General features: G+C 69.0%; 14 protein-coding genes, 4 pseudogenes and 1 riboswitch. Of the genes and pseudogenes, 11 read left to right on the top strand and 7 right to left on the bottom strand.

Annotation, left to right across the window (positions count from 1 at the left end; all coding sequences use genetic code 11):
- Positions 1-401: 401 nt before the first annotated feature.
- From AB0442_RS38415 to AB0442_RS38455, 9 genes and pseudogenes are all read left to right on the top strand, one after another.
- Positions 402-1,214 (top strand): methyltransferase domain-containing protein, encoded by an 813-nt coding sequence (locus tag AB0442_RS38415; protein WP_366168174.1) that lies wholly within the window; start codon positions 402-404, stop codon positions 1,212-1,214.
- Between the two features lie 392 nt (positions 1,215-1,606).
- Positions 1,607-1,885, top strand: a pseudogene (locus AB0442_RS38420) (transposase); the annotation flags it as partial.
- Positions 1,886-2,138: 253 nt separating this feature from the next.
- Positions 2,139-2,621 (top strand): annotated as a pseudogene (locus AB0442_RS38425) (hypothetical protein); the annotation flags it as partial.
- A 107-nt stretch (positions 2,622-2,728) separates the two neighbouring features.
- Positions 2,729-2,902, top strand: a riboswitch (cyclic di-AMP (ydaO/yuaA leader).
- A gap of 3 nt (positions 2,903-2,905) precedes the next feature.
- Positions 2,906-4,306 (top strand): hypothetical protein, encoded by a 1,401-nt coding sequence (locus AB0442_RS38430; RefSeq protein ID WP_366168175.1) that lies wholly within the window; start codon positions 2,906-2,908, stop codon positions 4,304-4,306.
- Between the two features lie 583 nt (positions 4,307-4,889).
- On the top strand, positions 4,890-5,069 hold the full coding sequence (locus tag AB0442_RS38435) for a hypothetical protein (RefSeq protein WP_366168176.1): 180 nt from the start codon (positions 4,890-4,892) through the stop codon (positions 5,067-5,069).
- Positions 5,070-5,419: 350 nt separating this feature from the next.
- Positions 5,420-5,704: a hypothetical protein gene (locus tag AB0442_RS38440; RefSeq protein ID WP_366168177.1), complete on the top strand. Its 285-nt coding sequence runs from the start codon at positions 5,420-5,422 to the stop codon at positions 5,702-5,704.
- Between the two features lie 1,200 nt (positions 5,705-6,904).
- Positions 6,905-7,027, top strand: a pseudogene (locus AB0442_RS38445) (GNAT family N-acetyltransferase); the annotation flags it as partial.
- A 453-nt stretch (positions 7,028-7,480) separates the two neighbouring features.
- Positions 7,481-7,843, top strand: coding sequence for an excalibur calcium-binding domain-containing protein (locus tag AB0442_RS38450; RefSeq protein ID WP_366168178.1), 363 nt, complete (start codon positions 7,481-7,483; stop codon positions 7,841-7,843).
- A 96-nt stretch (positions 7,844-7,939) separates the two neighbouring features.
- Positions 7,940-8,752 (top strand): class F sortase, encoded by an 813-nt coding sequence (locus tag AB0442_RS38455; protein WP_366168179.1) that lies wholly within the window; start codon positions 7,940-7,942, stop codon positions 8,750-8,752.
- A gap of 971 nt (positions 8,753-9,723) precedes the next feature.
- Here the strand turns inward: AB0442_RS38455 and AB0442_RS38460 are convergent.
- Complete coding sequence (locus tag AB0442_RS38460) at positions 9,724-9,939, bottom strand: hypothetical protein (protein ID WP_366168180.1); 216 nt, start codon at positions 9,937-9,939, stop codon at positions 9,724-9,726.
- A 38-nt stretch (positions 9,940-9,977) separates the two neighbouring features.
- On the opposite strand from AB0442_RS38460, the pseudogene AB0442_RS38465 reads away from it, so the two are divergent.
- Positions 9,978-10,405 (top strand): annotated as a pseudogene (locus tag AB0442_RS38465) (galactose oxidase early set domain-containing protein); the annotation flags it as partial.
- A 5-nt stretch (positions 10,406-10,410) separates the two neighbouring features.
- Positions 10,411-10,881: a hypothetical protein gene (locus AB0442_RS38470; protein WP_366168181.1), complete on the top strand. Its 471-nt coding sequence runs from the start codon at positions 10,411-10,413 to the stop codon at positions 10,879-10,881.
- 225 nt (positions 10,882-11,106) lie between these two features.
- On the opposite strand, the gene AB0442_RS38475 is transcribed toward AB0442_RS38470, so the two are convergent.
- The 6 genes from AB0442_RS38475 to AB0442_RS38500 all read right to left on the bottom strand — a co-directional run bounded on the left by AB0442_RS38475 (position 11,107) and on the right by AB0442_RS38500 (position 16,060).
- Entirely contained in the window at positions 11,107-12,087 is a 981-nt protein-coding gene (locus AB0442_RS38475; protein ID WP_366168182.1) for a hypothetical protein, read from the bottom strand.
- A 134-nt stretch (positions 12,088-12,221) separates the two neighbouring features.
- Positions 12,222-12,920, bottom strand: a complete 699-nt coding sequence (locus AB0442_RS38480; RefSeq protein ID WP_366168183.1) for a hypothetical protein — start codon at positions 12,918-12,920, stop codon at positions 12,222-12,224.
- Positions 12,921-13,019: 99 nt separating this feature from the next.
- On the bottom strand, positions 13,020-13,229 hold the full coding sequence (locus tag AB0442_RS38485; RefSeq protein ID WP_366168184.1) for a hypothetical protein: 210 nt from the start codon (positions 13,227-13,229) through the stop codon (positions 13,020-13,022).
- 156 nt (positions 13,230-13,385) lie between these two features.
- Complete coding sequence (locus AB0442_RS38490; protein WP_366168185.1) at positions 13,386-14,816, bottom strand: glycosyltransferase family 4 protein; 1,431 nt, start codon at positions 14,814-14,816, stop codon at positions 13,386-13,388.
- 104 nt (positions 14,817-14,920) lie between these two features.
- A complete protein-coding gene (locus tag AB0442_RS38495) occupies positions 14,921-15,271 on the bottom strand; it encodes a hypothetical protein (RefSeq protein WP_366168186.1) in 351 nt (116 codons plus the stop codon).
- A gap of 12 nt (positions 15,272-15,283) precedes the next feature.
- Positions 15,284-16,060: a hypothetical protein gene (locus AB0442_RS38500; RefSeq protein WP_366168187.1), complete on the bottom strand. Its 777-nt coding sequence runs from the start codon at positions 16,058-16,060 to the stop codon at positions 15,284-15,286.
- Between the last annotated feature and the right edge of the window lie 308 nt (positions 16,061-16,368).

A 16,368-nucleotide genomic window follows, 5' to 3' on the forward strand; every position in this document is an offset into this window, starting at 1 on the left:
TGCGACAACACCCCACGAGCCCACTCCGACCTCATGGCTCATGATCATCCACGACGCCCCCCACACTCCCCGTCTATCGCGCACCAAGTTGTTAGTAGCCGAGTTGAGGGATCGCCGTGCCGGGTCTTCCCGCCGCTGTTCTTGCCGCCCCGACTCGTGGTTGCCGGGACAGGGTAGACCCCGATCCAAGAGGCGAGGTCGCAGGCAGTGGGAAGCGGGCCCTCTACACGCCGATCTCCGCCCGGCCGGAGGCCGAGGACCCGACGGACTCGCACCGCGCCGTATTGCGGTGCCGCCCAGGGAGCCTTGAACCGTGGTGTCCCACAAACGCCTGGTCCGCGTGCGCCGATGCGCCGTTGTGTCTGCCGGCTCGTGGGGACCGTGTCGGAGATGGTGGGGGGATGAGGGATCAGTGGCTGGACGCATGGGACGTCGGCGATGCCTATGACCGGTACATGGGCCGCTGGAGCCGCCGGGTGGCCGACGAGTTCATCACCTGGCTCGGCGCCGGGGCCGGCCTGCGGTGGCTCGATGTCGGTTGCGGGACGGGCGCGCTGACCGAGGCCGTAGCCGACCGCTGCCAGCCACGGCTGATCCTGGGGGTGGACCGGTCCGAAAGCTTCGTGGCCGCCGCCGCCACCGCCGCTCCCGCCCCGGCCGGATTCGCGGTGGCCGACGCCCTGTCGCTGCCCGTGCCCGACCGGGCGTGTGACGTGGCAGTGAGCGGACTGGCCCTCAACTTCTTTCCCGACCCGGCCGTGGCGGTGGCCGAGGCGGCCCGCGCGGTGAAGCCCGGCGGAACCGTCGCCGCCTATGTGTGGGACTACACCCAGGGCATGGCGTTCCTGCGCTTCTTCTGGGACACCGCGGTCACCGTGGACCCAGCGGCCGCCCCACTGGACGAAGGCCGCCGCTTCTCCGCCTGCCGCCGGGACCGGCTGCACACCCTGTGGACCCGGGCGGGACTGACCGAGGTCGGCATTGACGCGATCGACGTGCCCACCAGCTTCGCCGGCTTCGACGAGTTCTGGGTGCCGTTCCTCGGCGGACAGGGCCCCGCCCCCGGATACGTCGCCACCCTCACCCCCACCACCCGGGATCTGCTGCGCGACACCCTCAGCCGGACCGCGCCCACACGGCCCGACGGATCGATCCCCTTCACCGCCCGCGCATGGGCCATCCGCGGGAAGCGAACCGAGGACCGACCCACGTGATAGGCCTCCACATCGCCCAGCCCACCCGGGGCGTGTCTCGTCCGCCCACCCATCGAGGACGTGCCGTCCGCGCAGGACGGCGTCCCGCCAGTGGGCTGGTCTACGGCCCTCGCAGGTCCCGGCGGGTTCCGTTGACTCGACACACTGAGGCCGACCGCTTCGCCCAAGAACGGCCGAACGATATAGCGCGTTTGGTACGTTTTGAGCCGTGCTGAGGATGACGAACGTGGCGGCGCGAGTTGTCGCTGGACGCGCAGGCATCGCCCGGGCAGGCACGGGCCGACGCGAGGACGGCGACAGGGGACCAGACTGCGTTTGGGCTTGATCCGCTTTGACGGACACTCCTGATCAGGGGCTTCGGCCTCGGAAGGATGATGTCCATCATGGAGAGCATGGGGAAGAAGAAGCCGAGGCCCAGGCGCTCGTTCACGTCGGAGTTCAAGGCCGAGATCGTCGACCTGTGCCAGCGCGGCGACCGGTCGGTGGGTCAGGTCGCGAAGGACTTCGACCTGACCGAGACCGCGGTGCGCGACTGGGTGCGCCAGGCCGAGGTCAACGCCGGCGAGCGGGACGGCCTGACCAGCGACGAGCGCGAGGAACTGGCCCGATTGCGGCAGGAGAACCGCCGCCTGCGCGAGGACGTGGACATCCTCAAGCGGGCCACGGCTTTCTTCGCGAAGGAGACCCGGTGACGGTGCACCCGTTCATCGAGGCGGAGAAGCAGGCAGGTCACAACGTCAAACTGAGCTTGCTCCGCTTTGACGGACACCATCGCTGTGGTGGTCAGGCCGCGAGGACGGTCTCGTACTCGGCGGGACTGCGGTAGCCCAGGCTTGAGGAGTGCGTTTCCACTGTTCAGGCATGGGGTCGGCGGTCTCGGGGAGTGGTGACGTGTCGTGTCGTCGCTCTGCTGGAGCTCGGGGGATGCCGTCGGTCGTGGGGTTGCTGGAACAGCGTGAGCTGACCGCTCGCCGTCGTGTGGACGAGCTGCGGGAGGAGGCGGACCAGGCCGAGCTGGTCGCGGCCGAGCGGGAGTAGAACGAGTGGGTGATTGCCCGTTCACGCGTCGGCAAGGTGCTGTCCCCGGGCGAAGGAGACATCGCCGGCCCGGACGTCGCCGAGAAGCCGTCGGATCGCGGTGAACCGCCCGCGCTGCCTGCATCTTCGCAGGCGGCGAAGCCGAAGTCGGTGGTGCCGATGTGGCGTGCGGGTCTGGCCCGGTCGGCACTGTCGGCGGACTACCAGCGTATCGTGCAGACTCTCGCGGACCGGGGCCGGCTCGGTCAAGGCCCGCTGACCTGCCAGGAAATGGCCGGCTGCTTCGGCCTGGGCCCGGTGCCCGCGAAGATCGAGGCGTTGCGGTCGAAGGCGAAGCGCCTGACAGCGCGCGGGTGGCTGACCGAGCCGACGCGGGGCGTTGACTCGTACACGATGTCTCCTGCTAGCCTGCTTCACGTCGTCCGCCGAAAGACGGACCCGCTGCCGGGACGCCGAGTCCCGTCTACCCGTCGGCGGTCGATCGAGCACCGGTACGGACGGGAGCGGGGGAACCAGGTAGGACGCCTCGGCCCCCGCACGCGCGCGCACGGTCGGCCCTGGCTAGGGGTGAAGCCGTTCCACAGGCGGCCGGGCCACCTCATGCGGCCCGAACCCGACAGCTCACCTCGCAGGCGTCGCAGAGGGACCCGCCCATGCGTTTTACCGCCACTCCTGTCCGGATCGGCGCGCTGGCCGCTGCCGGCCTGCTGGCCATCCCTCTTGTCGGCCACGCACAGGCCGCTAGCAATGGCCCTAAAGTCGTTCAGGACCAGCTCGGCCCGACCGCCGTGGCGGCCGACACCGCCGCCACCGCAACCCTCGCCGTACATTCCTCGCACTGCTTCACCGCCGACACCCTGGGTGTTTCGGTACGCGACCTCGCGGGCAAGCGCACCGATTTCCCCGGCGCGGCCCGCTCCGTCCGGATCTGCCCGGAGGGTGTGTCGATCACCACCGGCGCGCTGGCCCTGCCGGCCGGCACCTATTCCGAGTTCGGCTACTGGCGCGACCTTGCAGGCAGCCGGCACAACCTGCCCGCGCGCACACTGACCGTCGGCAACGGATCCATCCCCGCACCGGCCCCGAGCGCCACGGCGGCCTCCCCGACCGCCTCGGCAACACCAAGCCCGACGGCCACGGCCGCGACACCCACCATGGCACCAACGTCGAGCACCCCGACCCCGCTCCCCGCGCCCACCGCCACGCAGGCTCCGGCAGGCATGAGGGAGCTGCCCGCCCCGTTGTACGGCGTCACCGTCGACGACGTCTCGAACCTCTCCGCCATCGTCGACTCGTCGAAGCGGCTGTCCCACAAGCCGACCACCCGCATCGTCTTCGACGAGAATGTGAACCCCTCCCAGTACACCCAGGCGGTCAACCAACTCCAGCCGGTCAGCTACCTCATGGGCGAGATCCTCGACTCCTCCTACATCAAGGACTACTCCGCCCAGGCCTACCACGACCGGGTCGCCCAGTACCTGAACGCCTTCGGCGACCAGGTCGACCTCTGGGAGATCGGCAACGAGGTCAACGGCAACTGGACCGGCAACTACAGCGACCTCTCCGCCAAGATCACCGACGCCTACAGCCAGGTCGAAGCGGCCGGCAAACGCACCGCACTGACCCTCTACTACGACATCGGCTGCGGCAACGGCCCCTCCGAGCTCGACCCGATCGCCTTCACCAACCAGTACGTGCCCGCAGACATGCGTAACGGCCTCGACTACGTCACACTCAGCTACTACGAAGCCGACTGCAACGACATCCGGCCGAGCGCGGCCACTTGGACCGCCTACTTCCAGCAACTGCACACGCTGTATCCGAACGCCGAACTCGCCTTCGGTGAAATCGGCCTGCCCAACCCCGTCACCACCACCACCCAGGACCAGGCCACAACACTCCTCAACTACTACTACGGCCTGCACATCGACCTGCCCTACTACGCGGGCGGGTACTTCTGGTGGAACTACGCCGAAGACATGCTCCCCGCCACCAAACCCATGTGGCAGAGCCTGAACACCGCATTCACGACAATGCCCGTACCCACCCCCTGACACGAAGGTGATCCTCCCGGGGCGCCGGAAACAACACCGGCGCCCCCTGCCCCCACCGGCACGAACACCGCCACACCACACCTGGGCATTGCCCCGCGATGCGGGCACCCCCTGTCACTTGGCCCTTGTCGTTCCAGGAAGGGAAAGTCCGGTGGGACGTCCCTCGAAGCACTCGGACGAGCTCCGTCGCGGCGGCTGCTACAGCGTCCCCCCAGCTGCAGAACCTCCTTGAGGAGTGGCTCGTCCACTGGCACCACCGACCCCACCAGGGCCTGCGCCACCCGGCGCTGCCGAGGGTGCGGTTGACGCCGATGCAGATGTGGGACGCGCTCGTCGCCGTCGCCGGCCATGTCCCCCTCCCCTTCACCGGCCGGGACTATCTCGAGCTGCAGCTGGTGCGCTGGCTGACGATCCACGACCACGGGATCGCCTCGAACAGCGCACCTACGACGCCGACCTGCTGGGGCCCTGGCGCGGCCAGCCCTCGACCGTCACGGCACGCGGTGGACGATGGGAGGTCCACCACAACCCCCACGACCTGCGCCAGATCTGGATCCGCCTCCCCGACCACCCCGACGGCCTAGTGGAGATCCCCTGGATCCACCGCGACCACGTCCACCAGCCCTTCGACGACCGCACCTGGCACCATCTGCGCACCACCCTCACCCACCGCTCCCCCAGCCCAGAGCACGGGAAGCCGACCTCGCCCACGCCCTGGACGACCTCCAACGCCGCGCTGAATCCGGAGGCGCCACCCCACTGAGCAAGCCGTCCTCACCCACGCCATGCCCGCCCGCATCCCCACTCAACACCGGACGCCAGTCCCAGCCGGACAACCACCCACCCACCAGCCGCCGCCATCGTTGCCACCGGTACCAACACCAGCACGGCGTCCACGCCGGACACCGCCACCGGCTGCCCCACGCGTGGCGGCACCGCCAAGACCGGCGAGAGCAGGGCAGGCAGAGCGGGCGAGGAGCAGGCGCAGGCGGCGGCTCCGCCCCGGGCGTGGACACGCCCCCCGAAACCGGCAGCAGCCCGAACGGTGTCGATCCCCGCACCGCCGAGGGCGCCGATGCCGTTGCCGCTGACGGCCCGGACGGTGACGGCCTCGTGGACGACGAAGGCCCGGACGGTCTCCTCGACCCCGACGACGACACCGGCCACGGCTTCGACCCCGTCGCCCCCTGGCCCGAGGACAACGACGACAGTGGTGGTGGCGACCGTTGGAGCGATCCCAGCCAGAACACCCCGGACAATCCGGGCCACGACGGAGAAGACCCCGAGGACGACACGGACGACGACGGCTGGGACGACGACCTCGGCCCGGGCCGCTACCCCCCGCCCTACACCGGCCTGGGACTGTGGGACGCGCACAAGGAAGCCGAACTGTGGTGAACACCCACCAGCCGCGCACCCCTGCCCTCACCGGCACCCTCCCGGCCGCCCAGGACGACGCGCCAGGGGCCGACGCATCGCTGGCCGATACGGCAGCGGACCCCGCGGGCGCGGCCAGTGCCGCCGGCCCACCGGACGCGGGCGGCCCAGCCCGGCTGGCGGGGATGTGGAGGAGGTGTCGGCGCCGTACGCGGTGGACACCTGGCGCGGCTTCGCCCAGTTCGCCACCACCCCCTCTCCCGCACCGCCAGCCCTCGGGGGTTCGGAGCGTGGTGGGGAGGAACGCCTGGCGTACTACTTGCAGTTCGTGCTGGTGATGGGCAGGTGGCCGCTGCGCTGCCGGGACTGTCAGAAGGGCGGGGTGGTGGATTCACGTCAAGAAAGCAGTCTCTGGTGCAAGGGTTTCGGTCGTCGTTGCCGGGACTGGCTAGGGCAGTGGTGTCGTGTTCCCAGGCGCGTAGGCGTCGAGGGCCTGCTGGCGGCGCCACCGGATGTCGTTGGTGAGGAGGAGCCGACGGGCTCGGTGGGCGAGGTCGTCTCGGTGTGGGGCTGGGGCGGGGATGTTCGGCGATGGCGAGGGCTGCGGCCAGTGCGGTGTCGCAAACGGCTGCGTTGGGGTGGTCGAGGGACGGTGAGACGGCCCGGTAGAGCATCGGGTGCAGAGCACGCAGCGCGGCCATGGCCGGGTAGCCGTCCAGGTGGTTCCGGTCGAAGTAGCGGTTGCCGGCTGCGACGCACGCGTCGTCGGAGTCGTAGGCGAGCCATGCCAGAAGCAGCACGCCGTCGCCCTCCGCGCCGTGCTGTGTCGCGCGGCGGGCGAGGAGCGCCGCGACGAACAGGGCGGTCGCGGGAGTGGCCTCGTAGATGGTGTTCTGGTGCCGTACCGGTTCGAGGGCGTCGAGGGTCTTCCGGGCCCGGCTCGAGCAGCCGGATCAGTACTCGGGGCAGCTTCCTGACAGTACCGGTCGCGGTCTCCAGCGACGCCCAGTTGGTCCCGCGAACAGCACCGACGGGTCAGGCAGGGCGCCTGGTGCGGGCCAGTTGGTGGGTGGGTCGGTGGTGGTCATCGCCCGACCTTACGATCCGTCACCGACACACTGGCCTGCCAGCGCTGTGGTGCTGACCTCGGTGCCCGGTCCGGTCGCCAGACAGACCGGATAACGGCCTCCAAACAGGCCGGGAAGGGCGGGGGCAGCCTCAGGCGTAGACACCGCCAATAGCAGTGGCGCGCTGGGCCTGGACAAGCGCCATGGCATGACGCTGGACTTCGCGGTGGACACCTGGGAGCCGGTCCTGCCGCTACCTGGTCTCGGCGAGGAGTGAGAACAGGGCGTCCAGTGCCCCGGGGTACCCGTCGTCGGAGGAGCGGCGAAGCCGATCAGCAGGCCGTTCGGGGTGTCCGGCGCAGGCTGGTGGTGGATTCGGTGAGGCCGCGCAGGGCGATGCCGCGGTCCGCGCACGCGGTGAGCAACCATTCCTCGGCCAGCGCGCCGGGAGGGAGGGTGACCAGGGTGTGGAGCGGGCGGCGTGGTCTTGGGTTGGCATTGGACGTTAACTCGGCCGGAGTAGCCTGGTCGCCTCGTATGCGATCTCTCGCTGACAGTGGCCAGAAGGGTGGAACGCTGCCGGAGGGCCTGGTGTCGAGTGGCGCGTCGACCGAGTCTTCATACCTTTAGTGATGATTCGACTACTAAAGGTAAGGGTCATGTGATGCGTCTCCGTGTTGCCCTCAGTGCCGCAGTCCTCGCCGCCGGTGCGTGCCTCCCGCTGGCCGGCATGTCCCATGCACAAGATTTCGACTGTTCCAACTTTTCCACCCAGGAACAGGCTCAGGCGGTGTTCGATGCAGACCCGTTCGATCCCAGCAACCTGGACGCAGACAACGACGGCATCGCGTGCGAGGCCTTGCCTCATGCCGTCACGGCAGATCCGGCCGCCGGCAGCTCGTCGGCCGCGTCCGCTCCGGCGTCCGTCCCCGCAGCGGCGCTGCAGGTGCCCGTCGGCGGCGTGTCGGCTGGCACCGGCCCCGCGCGGGATGACACGCGCCTCCTGGTCGCCGCCGGCCTGGCGAGCGGGGCCGTGCTCGTGGCCGGCGGCGCCGGCATTGCGCGCCGACGGCTGGGTGGCCGATCGAACTGACCACCCGCTCCTGGACATGGGGCCGCGGCTGCGGCCCCATGTCCGGCCATTGCGCCGAGACCGAACCGTGGACCGATGACGAGAGTGAGGGGCGGTGTGTCTGACGATGCCAAGCCGGTTGAGACCGTGCCTGCCCGTCGGCGGGGCGCGGTCTTCGTGCCGATGGTCTTGGTGGTCATCGCGCTGTTCCTGGCGGCCGCCGCCTGGGTGACCGCCTCCGAGGCCATCGCGCCTGTACCGGTCCGACCCCGAACGGCGCAGAATCCCCCGACCAGGACGGCGGCGCCGGCACCGCGACCGCAGGATGGTTCCGCAGCGATGTTCCGCTCGGATCCGACACGGATCCATATCCCGGACTTGGGAGTTGACGCTCCATTGATCCCGGTACGTCTGGGCTCCACGGGCACGCTGCAGCCACCCGCATCGGACGACCGCAACCTGGCCGGCTGGTACGACGGCGGAATCTCGCCAGGTGAAATCGGCACCGCCCTCGTCGTGGGCCACCTCGACACCCGCACCGGGCCGGCCGTCTTCTACCGACTCTCCGCCCTCACACCCGGTCAGACCGTGGCACTGGACCGCCGCGACGGGCAAACCGCGGTCTTCACCATCGACGCGGTCGAGGACTACCCCAAGACCGATTTTCCGAGCAGCCGCGTCTACCAACCAGCCACGCGGTCCGAACTGCGCCTCATCACCTGCGCCGGGCCCTTCGACCGCGAACACGGCGGCTACCAGGACAACACCGTCGTCTACGCCCACCTGACGGCAATCCGATGTTGTCATACAGACACGGCACACCCGCACGGGCCCACAGCGCTCACCGGACTTCCTGCCCCTGCCGTCGCCACCCTCGGGGTTACAGCAGGAAGCCGGTCCCCAACCCTGTCCGCATCACCGGTCGCTTGAAGTTCACGTACAGGCGCAACGGCTCATCGTCACCCGAGCAGACGACACCGCCGCATCCCATCAGCGCACCGAGCACCTGGGCAGACTGCGCTGCTTGCCGTGACAAACACGATCCTGCTGGCCACGGCAGGCGCGGGGTGGGCAAAGGGGGCACGGTGGCTCCCTGACCACGCTGGCGCGGGCCTCGGTGTGCGGCTACGCGACCGGCTCGGTGCGATTGTCCGACGGTAGGCCGCTGCGGCCCTGAGAAAGCACTGGGAGGCCGTCACCTGTGTATGACAGCCTCCGGCGTTGTGGCGTGGCGGCACAGGGCGGTCGGCGTGTACGGCCGGCCGCCCCAGGCTACGGTGCTGTGCCGACCGGGCGCCGTGGAGCGGTGTACGAGGATGCTGCTGAGCGGGCGCAAAACGTCAGGGGTTGTGTGGTCATCTGGTAGGGCGTCCATTCTGGAGAAAACCCGACGATCGGTCTGCCTGTGGCGTGGCAGGAGGGGGTCCATGACGTTGATCCGAAGGAGCGATGTCGCGTAGGTCGCCCGGCGCGGTGCGCGTCCAAACGCGGTTGATTCGGGGTCAGTCCCGACAGGTCAGTCGGATTCGAGGCTTGCGACCAAGCGCCCAAGATGCTGTCAAGCACCTTGAGGCTCAAAGGTTTTGGCCCGGATTCTTGAGCGAGACGCTCGGCCAGTACGAGCGGTTCCTGCGCCAGCCTGGCCGCTGGCTCTACGCGCCGTTGACGGATTGCCCATGCCACGATGTGCTCGGGGGCCGGGACAACGTGCAAGCCATGCTCGACGCACTGCCGTCGCTCGAACCCGCCCCACCCCCACCTCGGCCACCTCGAACGCGGCACCTACACCGACCGCCTCGTTCAGATCGGCGAGACCACCGGGCTCACTGCCCCCGCCGCCTCGCCCCGGCAACGCTGCGCCAGTAGGAAAACGCACAAGGAGCCGGCCGACCTCCGCCAGGTCAGATCTCCTCCCAGCGTTCCTGCTGTTCCTTGCTGTTCGGCCCGAACCCACGGGGATCGTCTTTCCCTTCCCTACCCCAGAGGTCGACTGTCCCGTCCACGAAGCCCGCGCTGAACATCATCGCCTCGACAACATGCCGCATGTCGGCCTCCTCCAGGTAGTAGAGGACATTCCGCAGCGACGACTGTTCCGCTCCGACCTGGTTGGCCGCCACGGTGAGGACCGCTCTGGCGGAACGACCCCACCCCGGGCATGGCCACCGACCCGGTGCCGCGTGGCTACCACTCCTCGGCCTTCCTGCTGCCCCACGGCCGGTGATGGCCGTCGGCGACAACCCCGGCAACGGCACCTTCGAGATGCGGATCTCGGTCTACTCGCCGCCCATCTCTTCCAGGGCATCCGGCCGAAGATCCTCTCCGTCGACAGCACCCACTGGGCGTAGGGCTCCGGCCAGCGGATCGTGGCCGACCCACCGATCGTCAAGGCCGAGCTGATCTGCCCGAAGCCCGTGACCCACTCCTCCGACCGAACCAGCGCTTCGTGGACCTGCCGATGACCGTCAACGCGGACGGCAGCACCAACCTGAACCTGACCACCAACCCGAACCTCGCACCCCCGGCTTCTACATGCTCTTCGCCGTCGGCGCCAAGGGCGTGCCGTCGGTCGCCACCTGGGTGCACGCGATGTGAGCCCGGGCCAGCCGCTCACCGGAGAAAGCCATGCGGAAATCAACTCCAACCACGCTGCTGGCGATCGCGGTCGTGGCCGCCGGCGTCGCTCTGGGCATGGCGCACGCCTCGACGCCCGCCGCCCCGGCCCGGTCGCAGCGGCTCAGCAGGACGCGCCGCAACCGAGCCCGGCGCCGCACATCCAGGACTTCGCCCACGGCCCGGCCAACAGCAAGAAACTGCCCACCTCGGCCAGCCCGCACAGGTCCCAAGACGCCGACGGCTGCGACCACAGATACGGTACGGAAGGGCAGCGCGTGCCACTGGTGTTCCCGCCGGGCGTCGGCGACACGGCGAAGGACCGCTGCCAGTGGCTCAAGAACCACGGCTTCAAGGAGCTGAAGGTGCACGACAAGGCCAAGGGCATGGATCAGCTCAAGCTGGACAAGAACAAGGACAACATCGCCTGCGGGAAGAACGAAGACTGATCCCCGACCGTCGAACGACCCCGGTGCTCGTTCTCAGGGGTTGTGCGGCGAGGGTGTACAGAGGTCCGCAACCACGCGGTGACACCGGCTGACTGCAATCGGCAGCGCCACCGGAGAACAGGGCGAGAGCGGCCGCCGGGGAGCGGACCTGCGAAGGCTCGCCCGGTGTGCCGGGCGGCCCTTCCCAGACGCTTCCGATGTGTCCAATTGGACACATCGGAAGCGTCAGCGGGCGTCTTGGCCGGTGAGACCGATCAGGTCGGCGCCGATCTTGCTGGCCAGCTCGAAGGCCTCCCACACCAGGCCAGTGGCCTCCGGGTCGAGCTCGACGGCCTTCCCGGCGTTCAGCAGCAGCGCACTGCGGACGGACGAGAGCCTTCCGACGGCGGCCCGCAGAGCGGCTACTTCGGGATGTTCCGAGCCGCTGCTTCCCGTCCCCCGCTCCTGCTGCTCGCGCTGGCCGGCTGCGGCCGTGCAGGCGGCCTCGACGGCCTGGGCGGCGGCCTCCCGTACGGCGGTCTGCTGGTCGTCGGCCGGTAACCGCTCGGGGAGCGCATCGCGGGCGGTGGCCAGCAGGACGGCCGTCGTCCGGATCTTGGCCCGGTTCGCCTCCTCCAGTACCGCCCCGTACAACTGGGCGGCGGCCTGGCGGCCGTGCCGGCCCTCGACCTTGAGGAGCTCACGCATCTGCCCCTCGTTCGGCGCGATGTGTCCGATCGGGCACATCTCCGCCGCCACGGCCGCCAGCGGCCAGCCGTCACGCCACCGCTTGGTCTGCCGGTACCGGCGGCCCAGCAGTTCCTGCGCGTACGTGTCCAGCGTCGGATGCGTGCGCCGGTGGAGCCGTTGACGGGCAACGACGTCCAGCGCCCGCCCGATCGTCCACACCGAGGCATCGGCAGCGCCTTGCACCGCCTGGATCGCCCGGTCGCAGGCCTCCCGCAGTTCCTGCTGCTCCGCGGTCAGCTCCGAGTCGTCGTCCTCGGCCACCTCGGGCAGCGAAGCCGGGTCGGGCAGCGCCTCGCCCAGTGCGGCGACGGCGGCCACCGCAGCGCCGGCGTCCAGACGGACCGCGACGATCGCCGCGGCACGCGGGTCCGTGCCGATCACCGCCCGGCCCGCGCCCTCCGGGTCCTGCTCGACCAGGGCGAGCACCGCCTGCGCCGGTGGCGCCTCCGTCCCGGGCGGAGTCTGTGACGGCCTCACGGCCACTGCCTGTCCTCCGTCACCGGCCCGGTCGGCTGCCCGCCGCGCATTGAACTCGGCCCGCCGCTCGGTACGTGGCTTCACTCGCACCCACCCGTTGTGCTGCGGGAACTCCTCGGGCGGTCGGAGGCGGCTCATGGGATCAACTCCAGGGCAAGGTCGCGCATCGTCTCGGCGGGATCACTGTCGGGGGCGTGGTTCTTCACGACCGTGGCTTCGCGTCGGGCGTCATGGGCGTTGACGGCCGGGCCCGGCTGGTCGACCGTCACCACCCCGCACAGGTCCTCGGTCTGCTCCGGGGCCGGACCCGGACAGCTGTCGCGCCCGTGCCGCGTCACTGCCGGTGCCGCGTCCGACGGGAACGCGTGGCCACATGCCGACAGGACGTGCGGACGCCCGCCGGACCACCCCTCGTCCAGTACGGTCAGCAGCTCGCGCAGTTGCTGCTCGCTGCGCCCCGGCACGGGAGTGGGCGGACTGTCCTTGCTGCCCTCCGGGCCCGGGCGCGCCGTCAGGTGGCCCTGCGGGTCGTGGCCGACCAGCAGCACCCGCTTGCCGTGCTCCGCCGCGGCCTGCACCGGGCCGCCGGAGACGAAGGTCTTGCCCACGCCGCCCTTTCGGTCGCCCCCAGGATCCGCTGTGCCGGCCGAACGACCAGCGGTGTGGGGCGATGGGTGGTCCTCCAACCACAAGTCTACGGCCCGGCCGGAGCCCTGGCCCTCGGTCACCTGCCGGGCCGTGCACTCGGCCGGCCGGGCCGGTTTCCGGCGCAGTGCGGGCGTGATGTGGGCGAGCGACTTCTCGCGCTGCTCGCCGGGAATCGGGTGGATCACGGCAGGCAAATTACCGATTCGGCACGTGGACCGGCCGAAAGGGCTGGCGCATGTCCCGCCACGTGGTTGGGCTGCCTGGCAGCCGCACGTGCACGGTAACTATTCGCGGCCCTTTTCTCCCTGTTCGCAGCGCGGGTTTCCGATGACGATCTCATACAGCCCGGGACCCACTTTGTGGAACCGACCGCCTGCGGCTTCCGCGATCCGGGCCCGCTGCACGTCGAGCCGATCCATTGCGGCCCCCGGAGGAATATCCACGTATTTTCGGACCAGTGCGATTTCCTCCGATGTCAGCTCAGGCTTCCACATGCCGGCCTCCATGGGTCGTGAACCGGTCACTGACAGTCCGGCACCGCCGAGAAGACGACCGCGACCCGATGCGACCGGCGAGGTCAAGATCTCGCACCGGAGCCCCGGGGGCAGGCTTTCCCGCGTACGACGCCGTGAACACCGGGAGCGTGCCGATCATGGTGATGCCCCAGCAGGAGGAATTGACTGCGCCTCGTTGCGGGCGAGCACCAGTGTGGCCTCACCCGGCCCCAGGCGTTGAAGGACGGTTGCGGCGCGTGGTTCGTCGCACCCGTTCAGGATGATCGAGAAATCATTGCCTGTGCGCACCCACCGGTCGGTCTGTCTCGCCACGGCACGAAGGGCCCGCTCGGCTGCTTCCGCATTTCCGGCCCGGAAAAATACGCACACGGAGCAGTCATTCGGTCGGCGCCGAGTGTGGCGGTGGGCCAGCATTCGCCGCCGTTCCTCCAGGATGATGTCAACGAACTGCTCTGCGCTCCTGTCCCAGGAGAACTCGGCGGACCAGGCCCGGCACCGTTGTCCTGCCTGCTCCCGCTCCTCGCGCATCTGCAGCCTCGAGAGGCTTTCGTCGATATCGGAGACGAGATTCCTGCCCGCCGCGAAGATCTTTTCGGCTCGAGCATTCCCCCTGGTTTCTCGCGGCATGGACGCGTCGAAGGTCACCACAGGGGTCCCTGCGGAATTCGCCTCGATTGCAGTGAGGATCGCTTCGCCGGTGACCACCGCCAGCCAGGCACGGGCGAGCAGGGTCCTTCTTCGCTCCTCTCCGACGGCGCCGTGGAAGGTGACATGAGTTCCGATGCCGTAATTTTCGGCCATGGCGCGCAGATGCGGGAGCTCCGGGCCGTCCCCTACAATATCGACCTGCAGATGCGGCCGGGCGCCCACCAGCAGGCCCGCAGCCTTGATGAGCCATCCCATGTGTTCCTCCGGAATCAGGTGGCCGACGGCGACGAATGATGGATGGGCGGTCTTCTCCGAAGGCACCGCCGGCCCCGGTGAAGGATTTCCGCCCGGGACTATGTACACGGGGTTGTGGAATCCGATTTCCTTGCGCAAATTAGACCTTGCCGTTTGAGAAGGCACGACGATCGGCTTCCCGCGATAGACTGCCCGATCGGCCAATTTCTCTGCCAGCCTGAAGGGAAGTCCGACGGAAAGGTCGAACGAGGGCCTGTGTCTGCGGCGGATGACGCGTACGTCAGTGGTCCAGCGGGGCGCGAACAGCGGGGCAAGGAAAGAGGACCGGCCCGAGAACTCGACCACCACGTCGAAGCTGTGGCGGTGTTTGAGGAGATAGAATGCGGATGGGCCGAAAAGGCCGTACCTGTCGTTGGCGCGAACGACTCGAACGCCGTCGATCAGGTCCAGCGCCTCCGAACCTGCGCTTCGAGCGGTGACGAGCGTCACTTTCGCACCTTTTCCCGCAAGCCTGCGGGCAATCTCGGCACAGTAGAAGTCGGCTCTGTCGAGATCCAGGCCGAATGGATCGTCCCGGCTCAGTAAAAGGATGTTGAGCGCAGGTTCCCCGGGGGCGCTCGCGCGGGAGTTTTTCGGGCTCATATGAATCACTTCAAATGTCAAAGGTGGGAAATGACCGCCCCGCCGGGACCGGGCGGGTGGCTCGGGCAGGGGGTCCGCAGGCGTACGACTCTGTCCATGGCCGATGCAGGCGTTCCATGGACAAATCAATCACCCTCGAGAAGGTTCTTCTCGGCGGCAGCGGCCAGGAGGACCGCGGCGATTTCGAGGTCGCTCTCATGGCGCTCTTCGGTGTTGTGGCCCTCACGGCCGCCACAGAAGAGACGGGTGGCGATGGCCAGGTCGCGCTCGGTGGCGGCGACGGTCCGCCATCGCTGGAGGAACAGATGCACCGGGCCGATGCTGTCGGTCTCCAGCGCTTGCGAGAACGCCTGGTCCCGCTGCCGATCCAGTTCGGGAAGGCGGCGCGGGGCGAAGGCGATAATAGTCGCTCGAACGGCTGCGAGCGAGCCGTCGGACAGTGGCGGCCGGGCGCGCGGGCCCATCAGCTGCATCATATTCTCCAGGGATCACGGAGGTGGCGTCGTCAGCGCGTGTGCGAGGGCGGTCCACATGGCATTGGCCGGCGGGTAGGGGAGCATGTCCTCGGCGTAGTGCCACCAGAAGTGGCCGCCCATGTAGCGGGGCGCGCTGATCGGCAGGGTGTAGTAGTGGGTGAGCTGTTCCAGCTTCCGGTCGAGCGGGGCATCGAGGTCGGGCGTGCCGTTCTCGCCGAAACCGACCTTGGCATTGGGGAACAGCCGGGCCAGCTCGGTGAATACCTGGTTCCACTCGGACAGCGGGGGGCGGTAGTGGTTGCAGTCATCCTCGTAGTAGGAGACGAGGACGTAATCCAGACCCTGTTTCAGTTCCTCAGGTAGGTTCTCCTTGGCCCATGGGAGCATCCGGTGCTCCGCGTCCGGTGAACAACCCGGGTTGTAGTACAGCGTGATCGCTGTTCGGAATCCCGCTGCGCTCACCTGGCGGTACGCGTCCGAGACTTTGGCCTTGACGTCGGAGGTGGGGCCCAGCCATTCTCCGTTGATCTCGTTGCCGATCTCCCAGATGTCGATCCGGGTGCCGAACGATGCCAGGAGGGCGGCCGTTCTGGTGCGGTATTCCGCCGGGGACGTGGCAGCGACCTCCGAAGAGTCGACCGGTTCGGCCATGAGGTAGCTGATCGGCTGCAGCGCTGCCACGGCGGCGGCGTAGTCGGATGTCGACTTGTCCCGGTCGAAAACGACGCGTGCGGTCGGTTGCTGAGGGAGCGCCCTGAGCGAGGCGGTGAGCTGGTGCAGGGCCGACACATCGTCAAGCGTGACGCCATGGAGTACATCGGGCAGTGGACGGAGGCCGAGCCGGGTCGGTGCACTGGCACTCGGTGGCTCCGGGACGGCACCGCCGCTCGGGGTGCAGGCCGTAAGCAGGGACAGGCAGGTCGCCAGCAGGAGCGGCGAGGTGCATGCTCTTGAAGCCATGACACTGGCTTTCAGCGGGGCGGGCCGGCGGCGGTACACGGTGGAGCGGGTCCGGCTACTCGACGGTGACCGACTTCGCCAGGTTGCGCGGCTGGTCGACCTCGTGGCCCTTGGCGGTGGCCAGCTCGCAGGCGAAG

The sequence above is a fragment of the Kitasatospora sp. NPDC085895 genome (assembly GCF_040702125.1).
Taxonomy (GTDB): Bacteria; Actinomycetota; Actinomycetes; order Streptomycetales; family Streptomycetaceae; genus Kitasatospora; species Kitasatospora arboriphila.

Bases quoted from the DNA above. Each gene is read 5' to 3' on its own strand.
- AB0442_RS38415 (WP_366168174.1), top strand. From the start codon at position 402: ATGAGGGATCAGTGGCTGGACGCATGGGACGTCGGCGATGCCTATGAC.
- AB0442_RS38430 (WP_366168175.1), top strand. From the start codon at position 2,906: ATGCGTTTTACCGCCACTCCTGTCCGGATCGGCGCGCTGGCCGCTGCC.
- AB0442_RS38450 (WP_366168178.1), top strand. From the start codon at position 7,481: ATGTCCCATGCACAAGATTTCGACTGTTCCAACTTTTCCACCCAGGAA.
- AB0442_RS38485 (WP_366168184.1), bottom strand. From the start codon at position 13,229: ATGTGGAAGCCTGAGCTGACATCGGAGGAAATCGCACTGGTCCGAAAA.
- AB0442_RS38495 (WP_366168186.1), bottom strand. From the start codon at position 15,271: ATGATGCAGCTGATGGGCCCGCGCGCCCGGCCGCCACTGTCCGACGGC.